Source organism: Sphingomonas sp. PvP055 (assembly GCF_040546365.1).
Classification (GTDB): domain Bacteria; phylum Pseudomonadota; class Alphaproteobacteria; order Sphingomonadales; family Sphingomonadaceae; genus Sphingomonas; species Sphingomonas echinoides_A.
On the sequence record NZ_JBEPNS010000001.1, the window covers coordinates 276,922 to 293,362 of the forward strand.

Annotated in this window: 17 protein-coding genes, 1 tRNA gene and 1 pseudogene; 14 read left to right on the plus strand and 5 right to left on the minus strand. The window is 65.9% G+C overall.

Annotated features, from left to right (window positions below; genetic code table 11):
- Positions 1-279 precede the first annotated feature (279 nt).
- The 3 genes from ABIC16_RS01355 to ABIC16_RS01365 are packed head-to-tail and all read left to right on the plus strand — an operon-like array spanning position 280 to position 1,035.
- Positions 280-546 carry a hypothetical protein gene (locus ABIC16_RS01355; RefSeq protein ID WP_354289765.1) on the plus strand — a complete coding sequence of 89 codons (267 nt, stop codon included), beginning with the start codon at positions 280-282 and terminating at the stop codon, positions 544-546.
- Entirely contained in the window at positions 539-829 is a 291-nt protein-coding gene (locus tag ABIC16_RS01360; protein ID WP_354289766.1) for a hypothetical protein, read from the plus strand. Before ABIC16_RS01355 ends, ABIC16_RS01360 begins: the two co-directional genes overlap by 8 nt.
- Entirely contained in the window at positions 826-1,035 is a 210-nt protein-coding gene (locus tag ABIC16_RS01365; RefSeq protein ID WP_354289767.1) for a hypothetical protein, read from the plus strand. The genes ABIC16_RS01360 and ABIC16_RS01365 overlap by 4 nt, the downstream gene beginning before the upstream one ends.
- 337 nt (positions 1,036-1,372) lie before the next feature.
- Here ABIC16_RS01365 and ABIC16_RS01370 read toward each other — a convergent pair.
- Positions 1,373-1,447 (minus strand) — tRNA-Gly (locus tag ABIC16_RS01370).
- 179 nt (positions 1,448-1,626) lie between these two features.
- Here ABIC16_RS01370 and ABIC16_RS01375 point away from each other — a divergent pair.
- Together ABIC16_RS01375 and ABIC16_RS01380 are read left to right on the plus strand one after the other, a co-directional pair.
- Positions 1,627-2,523: a tetratricopeptide repeat protein gene (locus tag ABIC16_RS01375; RefSeq protein WP_354289768.1), complete on the plus strand. Its 897-nt coding sequence runs from the start codon at positions 1,627-1,629 to the stop codon at positions 2,521-2,523.
- Positions 2,520-3,146 (plus strand): LON peptidase substrate-binding domain-containing protein, encoded by a 627-nt coding sequence (locus ABIC16_RS01380; RefSeq protein WP_354289769.1) that lies wholly within the window; start codon positions 2,520-2,522, stop codon positions 3,144-3,146. Before ABIC16_RS01375 ends, ABIC16_RS01380 begins: the two co-directional genes overlap by 4 nt.
- A gap of 144 nt (positions 3,147-3,290) precedes the next feature.
- Here ABIC16_RS01380 and ABIC16_RS01385 read toward each other — a convergent pair whose 3' ends face one another.
- Positions 3,291-4,508 (minus strand): UbiH/UbiF/VisC/COQ6 family ubiquinone biosynthesis hydroxylase, encoded by a 1,218-nt coding sequence (locus ABIC16_RS01385; protein ID WP_354289770.1) that lies wholly within the window; start codon positions 4,506-4,508, stop codon positions 3,291-3,293.
- Between the two features lie 116 nt (positions 4,509-4,624).
- Between ABIC16_RS01385 and ABIC16_RS01390 the strand changes: the two genes are divergently transcribed.
- From ABIC16_RS01390 to ribA, 4 genes are all read left to right on the plus strand, one after another.
- Positions 4,625-6,958: a DNA translocase FtsK gene (locus tag ABIC16_RS01390; RefSeq protein WP_354289771.1), complete on the plus strand. Its 2,334-nt coding sequence runs from the start codon at positions 4,625-4,627 to the stop codon at positions 6,956-6,958.
- Between the two features lie 331 nt (positions 6,959-7,289).
- Positions 7,290-7,901: a LolA family protein gene (locus tag ABIC16_RS01395; protein WP_354289772.1), complete on the plus strand. Its 612-nt coding sequence runs from the start codon at positions 7,290-7,292 to the stop codon at positions 7,899-7,901.
- A 235-nt stretch (positions 7,902-8,136) separates the two neighbouring features.
- Positions 8,137-8,928: an exodeoxyribonuclease III gene (locus ABIC16_RS01400; RefSeq protein WP_354289773.1), complete on the plus strand. Its 792-nt coding sequence runs from the start codon at positions 8,137-8,139 to the stop codon at positions 8,926-8,928.
- A gap of 38 nt (positions 8,929-8,966) precedes the next feature.
- On the plus strand, positions 8,967-9,998 hold the full coding sequence (ribA, locus tag ABIC16_RS01405) for a GTP cyclohydrolase II (protein WP_277971505.1): 1,032 nt from the start codon (positions 8,967-8,969) through the stop codon (positions 9,996-9,998).
- Positions 9,999-10,029: 31 nt separating this feature from the next.
- Here ribA and ABIC16_RS01410 read toward each other — a convergent pair whose 3' ends face one another.
- Both ABIC16_RS01410 and ABIC16_RS01415 read right to left on the minus strand, forming a co-directional pair.
- Positions 10,030-10,692, minus strand: a complete 663-nt coding sequence (locus ABIC16_RS01410) for an HAD family hydrolase (RefSeq protein WP_354289774.1) — start codon at positions 10,690-10,692, stop codon at positions 10,030-10,032.
- 19 nt (positions 10,693-10,711) lie between these two features.
- Positions 10,712-11,389 (minus strand): YggS family pyridoxal phosphate-dependent enzyme, encoded by a 678-nt coding sequence (locus ABIC16_RS01415; RefSeq protein WP_354289775.1) that lies wholly within the window; start codon positions 11,387-11,389, stop codon positions 10,712-10,714.
- Positions 11,390-11,411: 22 nt separating this feature from the next.
- On the opposite strand from ABIC16_RS01415, the gene ABIC16_RS01420 reads away from it, so the two are divergent.
- Entirely contained in the window at positions 11,412-11,927 is a 516-nt protein-coding gene (locus tag ABIC16_RS01420; protein ID WP_354289776.1) for a thiamine phosphate synthase, read from the plus strand.
- Positions 11,928-11,955: 28 nt separating this feature from the next.
- Here ABIC16_RS01420 and ABIC16_RS01425 read toward each other — a convergent pair whose 3' ends face one another.
- Positions 11,956-12,663, minus strand: coding sequence for a hypothetical protein (locus ABIC16_RS01425; protein WP_277969843.1), 708 nt, complete (start codon positions 12,661-12,663; stop codon positions 11,956-11,958).
- Positions 12,664-12,896: 233 nt separating this feature from the next.
- On the opposite strand from ABIC16_RS01425, the gene ABIC16_RS01430 reads away from it, so the two are divergent.
- The 4 genes and pseudogenes from ABIC16_RS01430 to lptE all read left to right on the plus strand — a co-directional run bounded on the left by ABIC16_RS01430 (position 12,897) and on the right by lptE (position 16,425).
- The gene (locus ABIC16_RS01430) at positions 12,897-13,346 is read left to right on the plus strand and encodes a DUF3576 domain-containing protein (protein ID WP_277969837.1); all 450 of its coding nucleotides are present in this window, start codon (positions 12,897-12,899) and stop codon (positions 13,344-13,346) included.
- A gap of 13 nt (positions 13,347-13,359) precedes the next feature.
- Positions 13,360-13,536, plus strand: a pseudogene (locus tag ABIC16_RS21145) (hypothetical protein); the annotation flags it as partial.
- 94 nt (positions 13,537-13,630) lie between these two features.
- Positions 13,631-15,913 (plus strand): leucine--tRNA ligase, encoded by a 2,283-nt coding sequence (leuS, locus tag ABIC16_RS01435; RefSeq protein WP_502958273.1) that lies wholly within the window; start codon positions 13,631-13,633, stop codon positions 15,911-15,913.
- Positions 15,910-16,425 carry an LPS assembly lipoprotein LptE gene (gene lptE / locus ABIC16_RS01440; RefSeq protein ID WP_277969835.1) on the plus strand — a complete coding sequence of 172 codons (516 nt, stop codon included), beginning with the start codon at positions 15,910-15,912 and terminating at the stop codon, positions 16,423-16,425. Before leuS ends, lptE begins: the two co-directional genes overlap by 4 nt.
- Positions 16,426-16,441 lie beyond the last annotated feature (16 nt).

Sequence of the window (16,441 nt, forward strand, 5' to 3'; positions counted from 1 at the left end):
ATCGTCATATTTGTTAGCCCAATCCCGCAATGCCTCGCGAAGAATATCTGAGCGGCTGCAATCTGCATGGCCTGCGAAGTAATCAACCGCGCCAAGCAGGTCGGGCGGTATGCGAACAGGGACTCGCGGGCTCTCACCGGTAGCCGGGCGGCCGGGTTTACGTTTTTGTGTGCCATTAACTGTTGACGTCATAGTTTGTGTGTGCCAGAAACATCGAGCCGACGCAAGGCTCCTACACCTTGCGCCGGCTCTAACCGCAACCGTTTCTGAGGAACGATCATGGATGCAGACGCCCCTATCACGGGCGCGCCGATGCGCGCACCCAATTTTGCCGAATTCGATCTGTCTCGGATCGATCAACTCGCTGGCGAGCTGGACACCCTCAAATCGCTGATCTGGGTCGCGGTCGATCTGGTATCTGCCGGTGGCCCGCATGGGGAAAACCTGCTCCACGCGGCGCTTCACCAGTACGACCTAATCGATGACCGACTACAAGCGATCCACTCCGACTTGATGCCGATCCATAAGGAAGCGCGGCATGCTTGAGCTACGCATAATCAACGCTGGCACGGCGATGCCACTTTTTGAACTTCCCGCCGCCCTTGGGCGCAGGCGAGCCGCACGCGAGATAGGCGAAACGATCGAAGGCCTGATCGCTTTGATGGATGACCTTGGCGGCGACCCCGACCTGGAGGCGAACGGAGACGAGCTGGACGGCGACGCGCGCAGCGAGGACTCGTTCGAATGTCACGGCGGCTACGGTCCGGGCTGTCCGATCGCAGATGAGGATTACGAGCGTGACGACTACGAATGGGAGGACGCACTGTGACGCCCGCCATGAGGGAAGCGCTTGAAGCGCTATGCCGGCGTTTCGACCAGATGGGCTCGACAGCAAAGATCCTTGCATGTGACACGGACAATTCCGCCAACATGTCCGACGCACTGTTGGGGCTTGGCGAAACCTTGGTCGATCTGTGCGGTAAAATGGACGCGATCATTAATCCTCTGTTGGCTCCAAGTGAGGACGCCTCGTGACTGGCGGGGGGACAAACGCGTTCGACCCCGCCGACTGGCTGGATCGTTTCGAGGCGGCAGGGGGCTGGTATGCCGTCCAAGGGGATCGCGTCCATGTCGGGTGGCGGATGGACTGTCTGGAGCACGCTGAGGCTGCTCGGAGCATATGGCGGGACTTAGAGCATGACGATCAGCGGCGAGACCAAGTGCGAGCGGTGATTCGCGAGCGTAACCGGCCGCGCTGAGTCATCGCGGCAGCGATCCAACCCAAACTATCAGGACAATAGAGGAGTGTTACCTATGCGCTACCTGACGAAGCGGCCCCGAAGGGAAATGTCATGCTAAGTCATTGGAAACGTGGAGCGGGCGAAGGGATTCGAACCCTCGACCCCAACCTTGGCAAGGTTGTGCTCTACCCCTGAGCTACGCCCGCTCTGGCGCCATGTGCCGGACTGTGGAGCCCGGCGGGTAGGGGGCGGCCTCTAACACCGGGTCGGGGGGTCGGCAAGCCTCTTTTCGCACTTTGATGAAAAGGGTTGGCTTGTCGGCCCCCGCCCCCACATAAGACGCAACGACCGAAACGAATTGGAGCATCTCTTGGCGACCCTGGGAATGAGCGCAGCCGAACGCGACGCGGTGGAGGCTTTCCGTCGCGACGTGGTCGAACCGTCGATGACCAAATTGGTGATCATCGACTTCTGGGCGGAATGGTGCGGGCCGTGCAAGGCGCTGACTCCAGTACTGGAAAAGGTAAGCGCGGCTTATGCCGACAAGGGCGTGGTGCTGGCCAAGGTCGATACCGACAAGAACCAGTTCATTGCCGCGCAATTCCAGATCAAGTCGATCCCGACCGTCTATGCGATGTTCCAGGGGCAGCTCGTCGCCGACCTGACGCCCGCGCGGACCGAATCGGCGTTGAAGACGATGCTCGACCAGTTGCTCAAGCAATTGCCGATCGAGGCCGAGGCGGCAGATGCCACGGCGGAAATCGAGCCGCTGATCGCGATGGGCGAGGAAGCGCTGGCCGAGGGCGATTCCGATCGTGCCGCCGGGATCTTCCGCCAGATTGCCGAGATCGCGCCGGATCACCCCGGAGTGAATGGGGGATTCGTTCGCGCGCTGGTGGCCGCAGGTGAGCTCGAAGCGGCGCAGGAGCACCTTACGGCGATGCCTGAAGATACTGCCAAGCATCCCGAGATCGAACGCGCCCGCGCCGCGTTGGCGCTGGCGCAGGATGCGACGCCCGTCGATGATCTCGCCGGGCTCGCCGCCGAGGTTGCCGCCAATCCGGGGGATTTCGACAAGCGATTCGCGCTCGCCAACGGCCAGATGGCCGCAGGCGACCGCGATGCGGCTGCGGGCACGCTGCTCGCGATGATCGCCGAGGATCGCGCCTGGAACGAAGGAGCCGCCCGCACGCAGTTGCTCAAGCTGTTCGAGGTCGTCGGGCTCGAGGACCCGTGGGTGTCGGCACAGCGCCGCAAGCTCTCTGCGATCCTGTTCGGATGACGATCACCCGCCTCTCGATCTTCCCGCTGCCGGGGGCGTTGCTGTTCCCGGGGATGCACTTGCCGCTGCATATCTTCGAGCCGCGCTATCGTGCGATGATCTCGGACGCGATGGCGCGCGACCGGCGGATCGGGATGGTGCAACCGCGCCCCAACGTGCCTGCGCGGCCCGACAAACCGTTGTTGTTCGACATCGGCTGCGTGGGGAAGATCGCCGAGGTGGAGGCGAGCGAGGACGGGCGGTACAATCTGATCCTCGAAGGGCTGTCGCTGTTCCGCATCGTCCGCGAACTCGATGTCACCACCGCCTTCCGTCAGGTCGAAGCCGAGCTGATCGCCTCACCCGAGTCGCCTGAGGTGCTGTCGCTGTCGCGGCGTGCGGCTTTGGAGAGCGAATCGCGCGCGTTTGCCGATTCGCAGGGCTATGCGGTCGATTGGGACGCGGTGACGCGCCTCGATGACGAGGCTTTGGTCAACGGAATCGCGCAAATCGCGCCATTTGACGTCGCGGCGAAGCAAGCGCTGCTCGAGGCGGAGCGGATCGAGGAGCGCGCCGAACTGATCATCCAGTTGATGCAGTTCTTCGGGCGGCATGACGGCGAGGATTCGGTGACGCTGCAATAAGGCGTCGTCACCGCTTGTAGCTGCTGCCTCTCACCACCGTTCGGGCTGAGCGCGGTCCAAGCCCCACGCGCAACGCCGGCCTCTCGACGTTGCTCAGCGCGAGCAGAGGGTAAGGCAGGTCAATGGGGTCAGATATCGCCCCCGTTAAACCATCATCCCCTGCAACAACTTAGGCACATCCCCACTCTCGCCGCGCGCTTCCGCGATGAAACGGCGCTTGAGCGGCGGCATCTTCTGCACCGCCGACAGCCCGAATCGCCGCACCGCATTGGCGGTCTTGCCCTTGATGCCGAACAGCCGCGTCAGCCCGTCGGTCGCCGCCGCGACCATGAACGTGTCGAGGCTCCGCCACCGGTCGTAGCGCGCGAGCAGCGCGGGATCGCCCAGGTCGAGCCCGGTCCGCTTGCCCTCCACCAGCACCTCGACCAGCGTCGCGACGTCGCGGAAGCCGACGTTGACGCCCTGCCCCGCGATCGGATGAATCCCGTGCGCCGCATCGCCGACCAAAGCGAGCCGGTCCGACACGATCTTCGCGGCATGGTGGAAGCCGAGCGGATAGCTCGACCGCGCGCCCAAAGGCCCGAGTTTCCCCAGGAATCCGCCAATTCGCTTGTCCGCCTCGGCGAGCCAACCGCGGTCGGACAGCTTCATCATCCCCGGCGCCTGGTCGCGCGTGACCGACCAGACGATGCACGAGCGATGGCCCTGCTCGTCGTCGTTGAGCGGCAGGATCGCAAACGGGCCGTCGGGATAGAAAATCTCGAACGCGATGTTTTCATGGGAATGTTCGTGATGGAGCGACGTGACGATCGCGGCATTGTCATAGGTCCAGCGCGCGACGTTGAGCCCCGCCGCCTCGCGCGTCGGCGAATTGCGCCCTTCCGCCGCAATCAGCAGCGGCGCGCGGATCACCGCGCCCGAATCGAGCGTCACGGTGACGCCCGACGGCGCACGATCGACCGAGACCGCGCGGGTCTTCATCCGCACGTCGACGTTCTTCGCCGCCGAAGCCGCCTCGAACAGCGCGGCACGCAGGCGTCGGTTCTCAACCATGTGGCCAAGCGCGTCCTCGTCCGAATCGGGTTCGAAATCGAGCGCGCCGGGTTCGAGCCCGTCGCTCACCCGGATCCCCTTGATCGGGCAGGCGATTGCCGCGAGCTTTTCCGCCACGCCGATCGCGCCGAGCATCCGCCACGGCGCCCCCGCGATCGCCGACGCACGACCGTCAAACCCAGCCGCTAGAATGACTTCCGGGTCCGCGATGTCGATGACGATCGCCGACATATTGTGCGCGTCGAGCGCCACTGCGAGCGCGCTGCCGACGAGTCCACCGCCGAGAATGATGACGTCTGCTGTATCCATGGCCCGTCTGTAAGCCTCTCCTACGACGCTGCCAATCGCGGAAAACTTGACGCGACCGCGCGGGCACGCGATGATTCCGAGGGCACAGACAGCGAACATCGGGAAGACATTGCATCATGGCGAGCCAAGCGCAGCCACCGCTCTGGCGTGAGACGGTCAAGGCAGGCGCCGTGCGCAGCGGCGCGCTGCTTGGGGCGTTCACGCTGCTGACGATCGTCGTGCTGATGGTGATCGTCGTCGCGAGCTATCATGCGAGCGATCCATCGCTCAACACCGCCTCGGCGGGGCCGGCGCACAACTGGCTCGGGCGCCCCGGTGCGCTGGTTGCGGATGCCGCGTTCTGGCTGTTCGGACCTGCTGTCGTGCTGATATTGCCGACTTTTCTGCTGATCGCGCTGCGGTTGTGGCGCGACGTGCGGGTCGGGCGCTGGCGGCGGATGCTGCTCGCGTCGACGGGCGGGACGTTGCTCGCGGGCACGACCTTCGCGCTGGTGTCGGGCGCGGCGGTGGCGTGGTTGCCCGCGGGTTATGGCGGGGTGTTCGGGCTGGCGCTCTCCAACCTGCTGCGGCTGGCGATCGGGCTGCTCGGCGATCCGGTCGCGATCCTGTGGACGACGCGCGGAATCGCGGCGGCGTTCGGGATTGCCGCGCTGGTGCTTTGGGGGTATAGTTTCACGATCGACATGGCCGAACGGACGCTGCGCATGCCGCAGATCGCCAATCGGCTGCGCGAATCGCGTCGGAATCGTGCAGATACCACGCCGTTTGACGACGATTTTGCAGCGAATGACGTCGACGAAGACGCCAAACCAGCCCGAAAAGTGTCGATTCCGCGCGCCGTCGCTGCGCCCGACCCGCGCCCCGGCCCGATCATCTCGGACCGGCAGGTTGCGCAATCGCCCCCCCGCCCGCGAACCCAACAAACCTCGCTCGATCTCGGCGACAACACGCAGCTTCCGCCGCTCGACCTGCTGATCCCGACCCCGCCTGCCCCCGGGGGGCAGATCGACAAGGCCGCGCTCGAACGCAATGCGCGGCTGCTCGAGACGGTGCTCGACGATTTCCACGTCAAGGGCTCGATCATCAACGTGCGGCCCGGCCCGGTCGTCACGATGTACGAGCTCGAGCCCGCGAGCGGGATCAAGGCGAGCCGGGTGATCCAGCTCGCCGACGATATCGCGCGCAACATGTCCGCGGTGTCGGCGCGTGTCGCGACGATTCCGGGGCGGACCGTGATCGGGATCGAACTGCCGAACGTCCGGCGCGAGATGGTCGGCTTGCACGAACTGATCGGGTCGCAGACGTTCGAGGATCAGTCCGCGTCGCTGCCGCTGGTGCTCGGCAAGAACATCGCGGGCGACCCGGTCATCGCGGATCTGGCCCCAATGCCGCATCTGCTCGTCGCGGGGACGACCGGCTCGGGCAAGTCGGTCGGGCTCAACTGCATGATCCTGTCGCTGCTGTACCGGTTGAAACCCGACCAGTGCAAAATGATCATGATCGATCCCAAGATGCTCGAATTGAGCATGTACGACGACATTCCGCATCTGCTCTCTCCGGTCGTGACCGATCCCGCAAAGGCGGTCCGCGCGCTCAAATGGGCGGTCGAGCAGATGGAGGATCGCTATCGGCAGATGTCGTCGATGGGGGTGCGCAGCCTCGCCAGCTTCAACGAGAAGGTGAAGACCGCCAAGGCCAAGGGCCAGCCGCTAGGGCGCAAGGTGCAGTGCGGCTATTCCGAGACCGGCCAGCCGATCTACGAGGAAGAGACACTCGATTATCAGGTACTGCCGCAGATCGTCGTGATCGTCGACGAGTTGGCCGATCTGATGATGACCGCGGGCAAGGAAGTCGAATTCCTGATCCAGCGATTGGCACAGAAGGCGCGCGCGGCGGGGATTCATCTGATCATGGCGACGCAGCGTCCGTCGGTCGACGTCATCACCGGCGTGATCAAGGCGAACCTGCCGACGCGAATCAGCTTCCACGTCACCTCCAAGATCGATTCGCGCACCATCCTCGGCGAACAGGGCGCGGAACAGCTGCTCGGCAAGGGCGACATGCTCTACATGCCCGGCGGCAAGGGGATCGTCCGAGTCCACGGCCCGTTCGTGTCGGATGACGAAGTCCGCGCGGTCGCGGATCACTGGCGTGCGCAGGGACAGCCCGATTACATCCAGTCGGTCACCGAGGAGCCCGAGGAGAGCTTCGCGCTCGACGGTGCGCCGACCGGCGAGGACAGCAAGGAAGACCAGCAATATCGCGCCGCGGTGCAGCTTGTGTGCGAGAGCCAGAAGGCGTCGACCTCGTGGGTCCAGCGGCAGTTGCGCGTGGGGTATAACAACGCGGCACGGTTGATCGAGCGGATGGAGAAGGACGGCGTGGTGAGTCGGCCCGACCATGTTGGGCGGCGCGAAGTGTTGCGCGACCGCGAGGGGCATCCGGTCTGAGGGGTGCAGCGTCCCGTGTTCTCCTGCGAAAGCAGGAGTCCAGAGCCCCGCGCGCCAACCGCTGTAGTTCTGCGCGACTCTGGGTTCCTGCTTTCGCAGGAACACGCGAAACGGTCTGGTTCACGGCGCATTAAAGCGCTCGCTGGCTTAAAGCGTTTACTACATTTGATGGGCGCGCTTCCCCGGCCAAGGCTCGGGTTCAGGCGCGCGCGGATAGAAGCGGGTGCTGCGCGCGTTACGGTAGCCAGTTCTGCACGGCCCCGGTCTTCATCGGGGAAGCGCCTCTTTATCAGACGGGAGCCCCCCAGCCCCCGTGTCAGGAGAATCTTTCGTGTCCCTTCGTTATGCCCTTCTCGTGCCCTTCCTCGCCGCCCCCGCCATTGCGGTCGCGGCACCGTCTGCGGACCTGACGCTGGTGCAGAAGCACCTCCAGGCGGTCAAATCGATGACCGCCGATTTCGCGCAGACCGATCGGTCGGGGAAGGTGCTGACGGGTACGCTGACGCTCAAGCAGCCCGGCAAGATCCGCTTCCAATATGAAAAGGGCGTGCCGATCCTGATCGTCGCGGATGGCAAGTCGCTGTGGTTCCTCGATTACTCGGTCGGGCAGAAGCAGCGCTGGCCGATCGGCGGATCCCCGCTCGGCATCCTGCTCGATCCGTCGCGCGACATGAGCAAGATTGCGACCGTCGTGCCCGCAGGCAATCCCGAGCTCGTCTCGGTCGATGCGGCGGACCCCAAGCACCCCGAATATGGCCGGATCAACCTGGTCTTCAAGCGCAGTCCCGCCGCGCCCAACGGGCTGATGCTGCAAGGCTGGGTCACGCTCGATTCGCAGAACAACCGGACGACGGTCAAACTGTCGAACCAGAAGTTCAACGGTCCGATCGCGGACAATGCGTTCAAGTGGAACGATCCGGTCCGCGCCACCGGAAAAAAGTGAGCCATTCATATTGGCGACAGGTTTGGAAGCCTAAAAGCGTCCTTGCGGATGTGGGGTGGATCGGGATTTTTCCCCCTGTTGCCCGAACGCACCACTTCCCGCCTGCGTGACGAACGCTAGGTCGGCCCTCGCTCCATGCCCCCGGAGCGGGGGCCTTTCCTTTTGAAATCCCCCGGAAGACGCCCGCACCGTACGCCGACTGGCGTAGCCGCCGTAGCGCAGCTACACACTCCGGATGAGCGCCCTCAAGATCGTTTCGTGGAATATCAATTCCGTGCGTTTCCGCATCGAAATCGTCGAACGATTCCTGCGCGAGGCTCAGCCCGATATCCTGTGCCTGCAAGAGACCAAGGTGATCGACGGCGACTTCCCCGTCGCGGCGTTCCGCGCGCTCGGGTACAAGCATATCGTGCTCCACGGCCAGCGGATGCACCACGGCGTCGCGATCCTGTCGCGCGTGCCGCTGGCGGAGGACGACCGGTTCGACTGGCAGGCCAATCGCGAAGCGCGCCATGTCGGGGTCCGGCTCGAGAACGGGATGCGGATCGAGAATGTCTACGTGCCCGCAGGCGGCGACGTACCCGACCGTGAAGAGAACCCCAAGTTCGGGCAAAAGCTCGATTTTCTCGACCGGATGATCGACTGGTCGACGGGACTCACCGGCCCCACGCTGCTGGTCGGCGATCTCAACATCGCACCGCTCCCGTCGGACGTGTGGGGGCACAAGCAGCTTTTGGGCGTGGTCAGCCATACCCCGATCGAAGTCGATACGCTCGACCGGTTGAAGGCGTCGAACAGCTGGGTCGATCTCGGGCGGCATTTTTACCCCGCCCCCGCGCGGCTCCATACCTGGTGGAGCTATCGCTCGGCCGACTGGACCGTCAACGATCGCGGGCGGCGGCTCGACCATATGTGGGCGACTGCGGATGTTGCGGCGACCGCGATTCGGCACCATGTGTACGAAGAATGCCGTAGCTGGCTGAAACCCTCCGACCATGTGCCCATCATGACAGAATTTGCCTTGTGATCACCACTGCGGGGGACGCGCACAAGACCGCGCTTGCGATGGACGCGCTGCGGCGCGGCTGGCCGATCGCGATCGCAGGCGCGGATGGGACGCTTGCGCTGTTGCCGATCGAGACCGCCGATCCGGTGCGGCTGGCGGCGTTCGACCCCGCGGGGGTCGCGCCGGTGCTGCTGTCGGCGGGGCGCGCCGCGACGCTCAAGCTCGCCAACCAGCGCGAGGCCGCCGAACCCGATGCGCCCGTGCTGATCGAGCGCGCGCCGTGGGTCGATTTCGCGGCGGCGACTGCGCTGTCCGATCCGCAGTTCGATCTCGCGACGCCGTTCAAGGGGCCGTTCCGCGCGCTCCCGGTCCTCGCGCAGGAGGCCGCGACCACCGCGTTGACGCTGGCGCGGCTGGGCGGGGTGCTTCCGGCCTATTTCGCGCTGCCCGACCAACAGGCGGCGCTCGTCCTCACGCCCGGCGACATCGTCGCGCATGAGGATGCCGCGCGGCTGGCGATCGCGACTCGCGCGCACCTCCCCGTGGTGGACGCCGAGGATGCCGAGATCGTTGCGTTCCGGACCCCGGAAATGCCCGGCGAGCATATCGCGTTGCTGATCGGCACGCCCGACGGCAGCACGCCGCTGGTGCGGCTTCACAGCGAATGCTTCACCGGCGACGTGCTCGGCAGCCTGAAATGCGATTGCGGGCCGCAGCTCGACGGGGCGATCCGCGCGATCCGCCAGAGCGGTTGGGGCATCGTGCTGTACCTGCGGCAGGAAGGGCGCGGGATCGGGTTGATCAACAAGCTGCGCGCCTATGCGCTGCAGGACCAGGGGTTCGACACGGTGGATGCGAACACGCGGCTCGGCTTTGCGGTGGATTCGCGCAATTTCGCGGTGGCGGCGCGGATGCTCGCGCTGCTCGGGCAGCCGCGCGTGCGGTTGCTGACCAACAACCCGCAGAAGGTCGCGCAGCTCGAGGCCGCGGGGATCGCGGTGTCGGAGCGCGTGCCGCACATCCTGCCCGCGAACCCGCACAACGAACGCTATCTCGCGACCAAGCGCGATCGGACGGGGCACCAGTTCTAGCGGGTTGCCGGCGGGGGTTGAGGGCGGTCGCTTACCCGAGCAAGCGCCGTACCGCGTCGAAATCCTCCGCGATGTCCCGCACCCCGATCGACCGCAGCCGCTCGGCATGGTCGGGCCCGCAATGCGACCCGCCGACGAACCCGATGACGTGCGCGCCCGAAGCAACTGCCCCGGTCGCGCCAACGGGGGAATCCTCGAGGATCGCGCAGCGCGCTATATCCACGCCGATCGCCTGCGCCGCGTACAGATACAGGTCGGGCGCGGGCTTGCCGTTGGCGACATGCTCCTTGCCCGAATAGATGTGGTCGCCGAACGCACCCTCCAGCCCGATATGCTCGAGATGGCGCTGGATCCATTCCGTCGAGCTCGACGAGGCGATCGCCTTGGGCAGATCGGCAGGCAGGCTCTCGATAAAGCGCACCGCGCCTTCGACCGCGCCGACGCCCTCGCGCATCGCCCTGTCGTCCTCGATCGCGCGATGCGCGTGGAAGTCCTCGGGCAACGGTCGTTCGATCCATTGTTCGAGTGCGCTGATGAACTGCGGGCCCGACAGCCCCATGAAATTGGCATAGCTGTCCTCCGCGGTCGTCGGGTGGCCGATCGCGGTGAGATACGCCGCGATATGGCTGTTGCCGACCGACTCGCTTTCGATCAGCACGCCGTCAAAATCGAAAATCAGGCCATCGACCTTCATGCGCGTTCTCCGAGCAATTTCATGTTCGTTCTCCGAACAGGGCAGTGCCGACGCGGACATGCGTCGCGCCGAGCATCACCGCGGTTTCATAATCGCTCGACATGCCCATGCTGAGCGCGTCGAGCCCGTGGTCGCGCGCCAGCTTGGCCAGCAACGCGAAATAGGGTGCCGCCTCGGTGTCGGCGGGGGGAACCGCCATCAACCCGGCGACGGGCAGATCCGCCGCGCGCGCGGCAGCGATCAGATCGGGCAGCGCGGCGATGGCGCAGCCGCCCTTCTGCGCTTCGTCGCCGATATTGACCTGGAGGAAGCACGCCGGGCGCCGCCCGAGCTTGTCGATCGCCTTGCCCAGCGCGGTCACCAGCGACACGCGGTCGACCGAATGAACCGCGTCGAACAGCGCGACCGCATCTTCCGCCTTGTTCGATTGCAACTGGCCGACGAGGTGGAGCTGAACGTCGGGATAGGCTTCGCGCAAGGCAGGCCATTTCTCCTGCGCTTCCTGCACGCGGTTTTCCCCGAACGCACGCTGTCCGGCGTCGAGCAGCGGCGTGATCTCCGCCGCGCTCTTCGTCTTGGACACGGCGATCAGCGTTACGGATTCGGGCTTGCGACCCGCCAGTTCGGCAGAATGCGCGATGCTGGCGGTGATGCCGGCAAGACGGGCGGCGGGGGTGGCGGGATGGGCGGTCGACATGGGGCGCGCTATAGGCGGTGTGATGGCCGTTCGTCACCCCGTCCGATCCAGCGATCGCCCGCTTCCCGCACTTTGGCTGATGACCGATGCGCGGATGGGCACGGGGCTGTGGCCGGCGCTGGCGCGGCTGCCGCGGGGTAGCGGGATCGTGCTGCGGCATCATGACCTGCCGGCGCTCGCGCGCGCCGATCTGAAAGCCCGCATCGCGCGTGTGGCGCGGCGGCGCGGGCTCGTGCTGGTCGATGAGGCCACGCCGCGCGATGCGCCGGTGCGGATCGGGCGGGCGCATTCGGTGCGCGAAGGGATTGCCGCGCGCCGGGCGGGGGCGGCGCTGGTGTTCGTCTCGCCGGTCTATCCGACCCGGACGCACCCGGGTGCGCCTTCCCTGGGCCCGTTGCGCGCGGCGATGATCGCGCGTGCGGTGGGTCTGCCCGCGATTGCCTTGGGGGGAATGACGCGCGCGCGGTTTCGGCGGTTGCGGGCGATGGGGTTCTTGGGGTGGGCGGCGATCGATGCGCTGACACCGAAGCGGCGCTAGGCGAGGCGAGTCAGCGCTCGCCCGAACGTCAGAAGCGGAACGCGGTCCCGATATAGACGGCCTGGCTGTCGCGGCGGTCGTCGGACTGCTGCATCAGGCGATCGCGCTCGGTCTTGTAGCGGACGCCCGCGGTCACATCGAGGCGACGCGTCAGCGAATAGGACCCAGCCACGTCGAGCGAATAGGCTTCCGGAACCTCGATCAGCTTCGGACCATTCGCCAGCGGGCGATCCGCCATCGCGTTGACGCGACCCGAGAACCGCTTGCCGGTATAGCTCACGCCGATATCAGCGGCTTCGCGGCTGCCCGGCATGCCGGCGAGATCGACCTTGGCGACATCCCCCGAGACCGCGAGCCGCTTCCAGCCGACCGCGACACCGAGGTTATAGGCGATCGGCGTCAGCGCGACCGTCGACGCCGGAATCGGCGAGGCGCGGTCGGTGCGCGCGATCACGCCGCGCGCGGAGCGCGCCTGGACCGCGACGGTCACCGCGCGATTGCCTTCGCGACGCGTGTCGGAGGGCGTGAAGCGGAAGCCGCTGGTGTCGAGTCCGCCGCGCGCGAACATTGCCGCAAGCCGAGGGTCCGCCGAGGCGGGCGTGAACGATCCGAGACCGCGCACCAGTTGCACGCTGTGGCGCGGGTTGATCCGCGGTGCGGGCGAGTCGCTGGCGCCAAGTGCCGGAGCCACGGAGATGCCGAGAGCGACGAACGCCCCCACAGCAATCCCTGACATCCAACGACCAAGCGACACTTCAGACCCCTTCATGTGTACCTGTACGGCACTATCATGTTGCGAGGCGGCTACCACGATTCAATCCGGTAACGCCACCATTCCGACTCATTTTCTAGCGACAGTGTCGTCAAGGACACACTATGGAACGGCCGAGGTCCTGCTTGCGACAAACGCCGGACATTCTATAGATATCGCCCGAACCCCCGACACTCCGATTTGTTCAGGAACAGCCGATGATCCGCCGCCCCCGCACTGCGATTCTGCTTTCGCTCGCGCTCATCGCTCCGCTCGCGCTCGGGGCGTGCGGTCACAAGGGGGGGCGTCCGCAGAACGCGGACCTCGCGGCATCGAAGGTCACGACGATCGGCGTCAACGCCTATCTGTGGCGCGCGAGCCTCGATACGCTGAGCTTCATGCCGTTGCTGCAGACCGATTCCAACGGCGGCGTGATCGTCACCGACTGGTACATCAACCCCGCCGCGCCGACCGAGCGCGTCAAGGTGACGGTGACGATCCTCGACCAGGATCTGCGCGCCGACGGCCTGCGCGTCGCCTCGCTCCGCCAGGTCAACCAGGGCGGCCAGTGGGTCGCGGCGCCGGTGCAGGCGTCGACCGTCCAGAAGCTCGAAGACATCATCCTCACGCGCGCCCGCGATCTGCGCCGCGCTGCCGTAACCCAATAGGAATACCCAACCGATGGCGTCACGCTTCAATGCGCTGAAAGCGGACGCGGCCTGGCAGAAGGTGTGGGACGACCGCCGCACCTTCGCCGCGCGTGACGACAGTCCCAAGCCGCGATCCTATGTTCTTGAAATGTTCCCCTATCCGTCGGGGAAGATTCACATGGGGCACGTCCGCAACTATACGATGGGCGACGTGCTCGCGCGGTTCCGCCGGATGCAGGGGATGGAAGTCCTCCACCGCGATGGGCTGGGACGCGTTCGGCATGCCCGCCGAGAATGCGGCGATGGAAAAGGGCGTCCATCCGGGCGGCTGGACGCGCGACAATATCGCCACGATGAAGGCGCAGTTGAAGCGGCTTGGCTTTGCGCTCGACTGGACGCGCGAACTGGCAACGTGCGAGCCGGAGTATTACGGGCACGAGCAGGCGTTGTTCCTCGAGCTGTTCCGCCACGGCCTCGTCTATCGCAAGGAAAGCTCGGTCAATTGGGATCCGGTCGACATGACCGTACTCGCCAACGAACAGGTGATCGACGGGCGCGGCTGGCGCTCGGGCGCTTTGGTCGAGCGGCGCAAGCTGTCGCAGTGGTTCTTGAAGATCACCGATTTTGCGGACGAGCTGCTCGAAGGGCTGGGCGCGCTCGAGCATTGGCCAGACAAGGTCAAGCTGATGCAGGAGAATTGGATCGGGCGCAGCCGCGGGTTGCAGTTCCGCTTCCAACTTTCTGATGGCGGGTCGGTTGAGGTGTTCACCACCCGCCCCGACACGATGTTCGGGTCGAGCTTCGTCGCGGTCGCGGCGGATCACCCGATCGCGCAGGCGCTCGCCGAGCGTAGCCCTGAAGCGGCCGAGTTCATCGCGCTGTGCAAGCGCGGTGGCACCACTGCGGCGGAAATGGACACGCAGGAAAAGCTCGGGTTCGACACCGGGCTGACCGCGCAGCATCCGTTCGATCCCGACCTGCAGCTCCCAGTCTACATCGCGAACTTCGTGCTGATGGAATATGGCACCGGCGCGGTGTTCGGCGTTCCAGCGCACGACCAGCGCGATCTCGATTTCGCGCGCAAGTACGATCTGCCCGTCCGTCGCGTCGTGTCCGACGGCGACGTCACCGATCCGCTGTTTACCGGGAACACCGCTTACACCGGCCCCGGCACGCTGGTGAATTCGCACTTTCTCGACGGCATGGACATCGAGGACGCCAAGCGCGCGGTCATCACGCGTGCCGAGGATGGCGGCTGGGGCACCGGATCGACCGTGTTCCGCCTGCGCGACTGGGGTGTCAGCCGCCAGCGCTATTGGGGCACGCCGATCCCGATCATCCATTGCGACGCGTGCGGCGCGGTGCCGGTCCCCGCGGACCAGCTCCCGGTCGTGCTGCCCGAGGACGTCAGCTTCGACATCCCCGGCAACCCGCTCGACCGGCATCCGACGTGGAAGAACGTCCCCTGCCCGTCCTGCGGCGCTGCGGCGCGGCGCGAGACCGACACGCTCGACACGTTCGTCGATTCCTCCTGGTATTTCATTCGCTTCGCCAGCCAGCCCAAGGACAAGCCGTTCGACCGCGCAGTCGCCGAGCAATGGCTGCCGGTCGCGCAATATATCGGCGGCGTGGAACATGCGATCCTCCACTTGCTCTACGCGCGCTTCTGGACGCGCGCGTTGCGGCATATCGGGATGCTCGACGTGGCGGAGCCGTTCGCCGGTCTGTTCACGCAGGGGATGGTCACGCACGAGACCTACAGCCGCCAAGTGACTGAGGTTGGCACCGACGGCACCGACACGATCACCAAGCCCTTGTGGCTGTCGCTCGACGACATCGACAAGCGCGGCGACGGCTATGTCGAGCGCGCGACCGGCGAGGCGGTCACGGTCGGCCGCATCGAGAAGATGTCGAAGTCGAAGAAGAACACCGTCGACCCGACCGGCATCGTCGACCAATATGGTGCGGACGCGACACGCTGGTTCATGCTGTCCGACTCCCCGCCCGAGCGCGACTTGCCGTGGAGCGAAAGCGGGATCGAGGGCTCGTGGCGCTTCATCCAGCGCGTGTGGCGGTTGTTCGACGGCGACAAGAGCGGCGAGGCCAGCACGGTCGACGCCCCGCTCGACCGCAAGCTCCACCAGACGATCGCGGGCATCGCGGTCGACATCGAAGCACTCGCTTTCAACAAGGCGGTCGCCAAGCTGTTCGAGCTGGTCAATGCGATCGAACGCGCCGCGCCCTCCGCGTCGCGCGACACCGCGATCGCGACGCTGATGCGGCTCGTCGCGCCGATGGCGCCGCATATCGCCGAGGAAGCCTGGGCTGCTGCCGGGAACGAAGGCCTGATCGCCGACGCGCCGTGGCCCGAGGTCAACGCCGCGCTGCTGGTCGAGGACGAAGTCACGATCGCGATCCAGATCAACGGCAAGCTCCGCGATACGCTGGTTGTAGCAAAGGGCATGCCGCGCGAAGACGTGGAAGCCGCCGCGCTCGCCTCGGACAAGATCGTCCGCGCGCTCGAGGGCAAAGCCCCGCGAAAGGTCATCGTCGTGCCGGATCGCCTCGTGAACATCGTCGCATGACCCGCCTGCGCACCCTCATCGCCTGTGCGGGCGCTGCGGTCACGCTGGCGGGCTGTGGTCTGCATCCGCTCTATTCGGGCGGGAGCTCGGGCACGGTCGCGACGACGCTCGCGCAAGTCGATGTCGCGCCGATCGAGGGCAAGGCCGGGTGGCTGACCGCGAACGCGCTGCGCGACCGGCTCCACACCACGCCAGGCGGCGCGGCGCGCTACCGGCTCGAAGTGAAGCTCGACGACCGGATCATCGGCCTCGGGATCCGACGCGACGACAGTATTTCGCGTGAACGGCGGACCTTGCGCGCGCGCTACCAGCTGGTCGATCTCAGCAACGGCGCAGTGCTGCTCGACGCCGCTGCGCGCTCGGATGCGGGGATCGACTCGGTCCGCTCGGAATATGGCACGATCGCCGCGGAAAACACCGCGCTCGAACGGCTCTCGCAAATCGTCGCGGACCAGATCATCACGCGCGTCGCCACCTATGTCAGCCGATCGGAAGACCGTGCGGCGCGCTGACGCGGTGCAGCCGCAC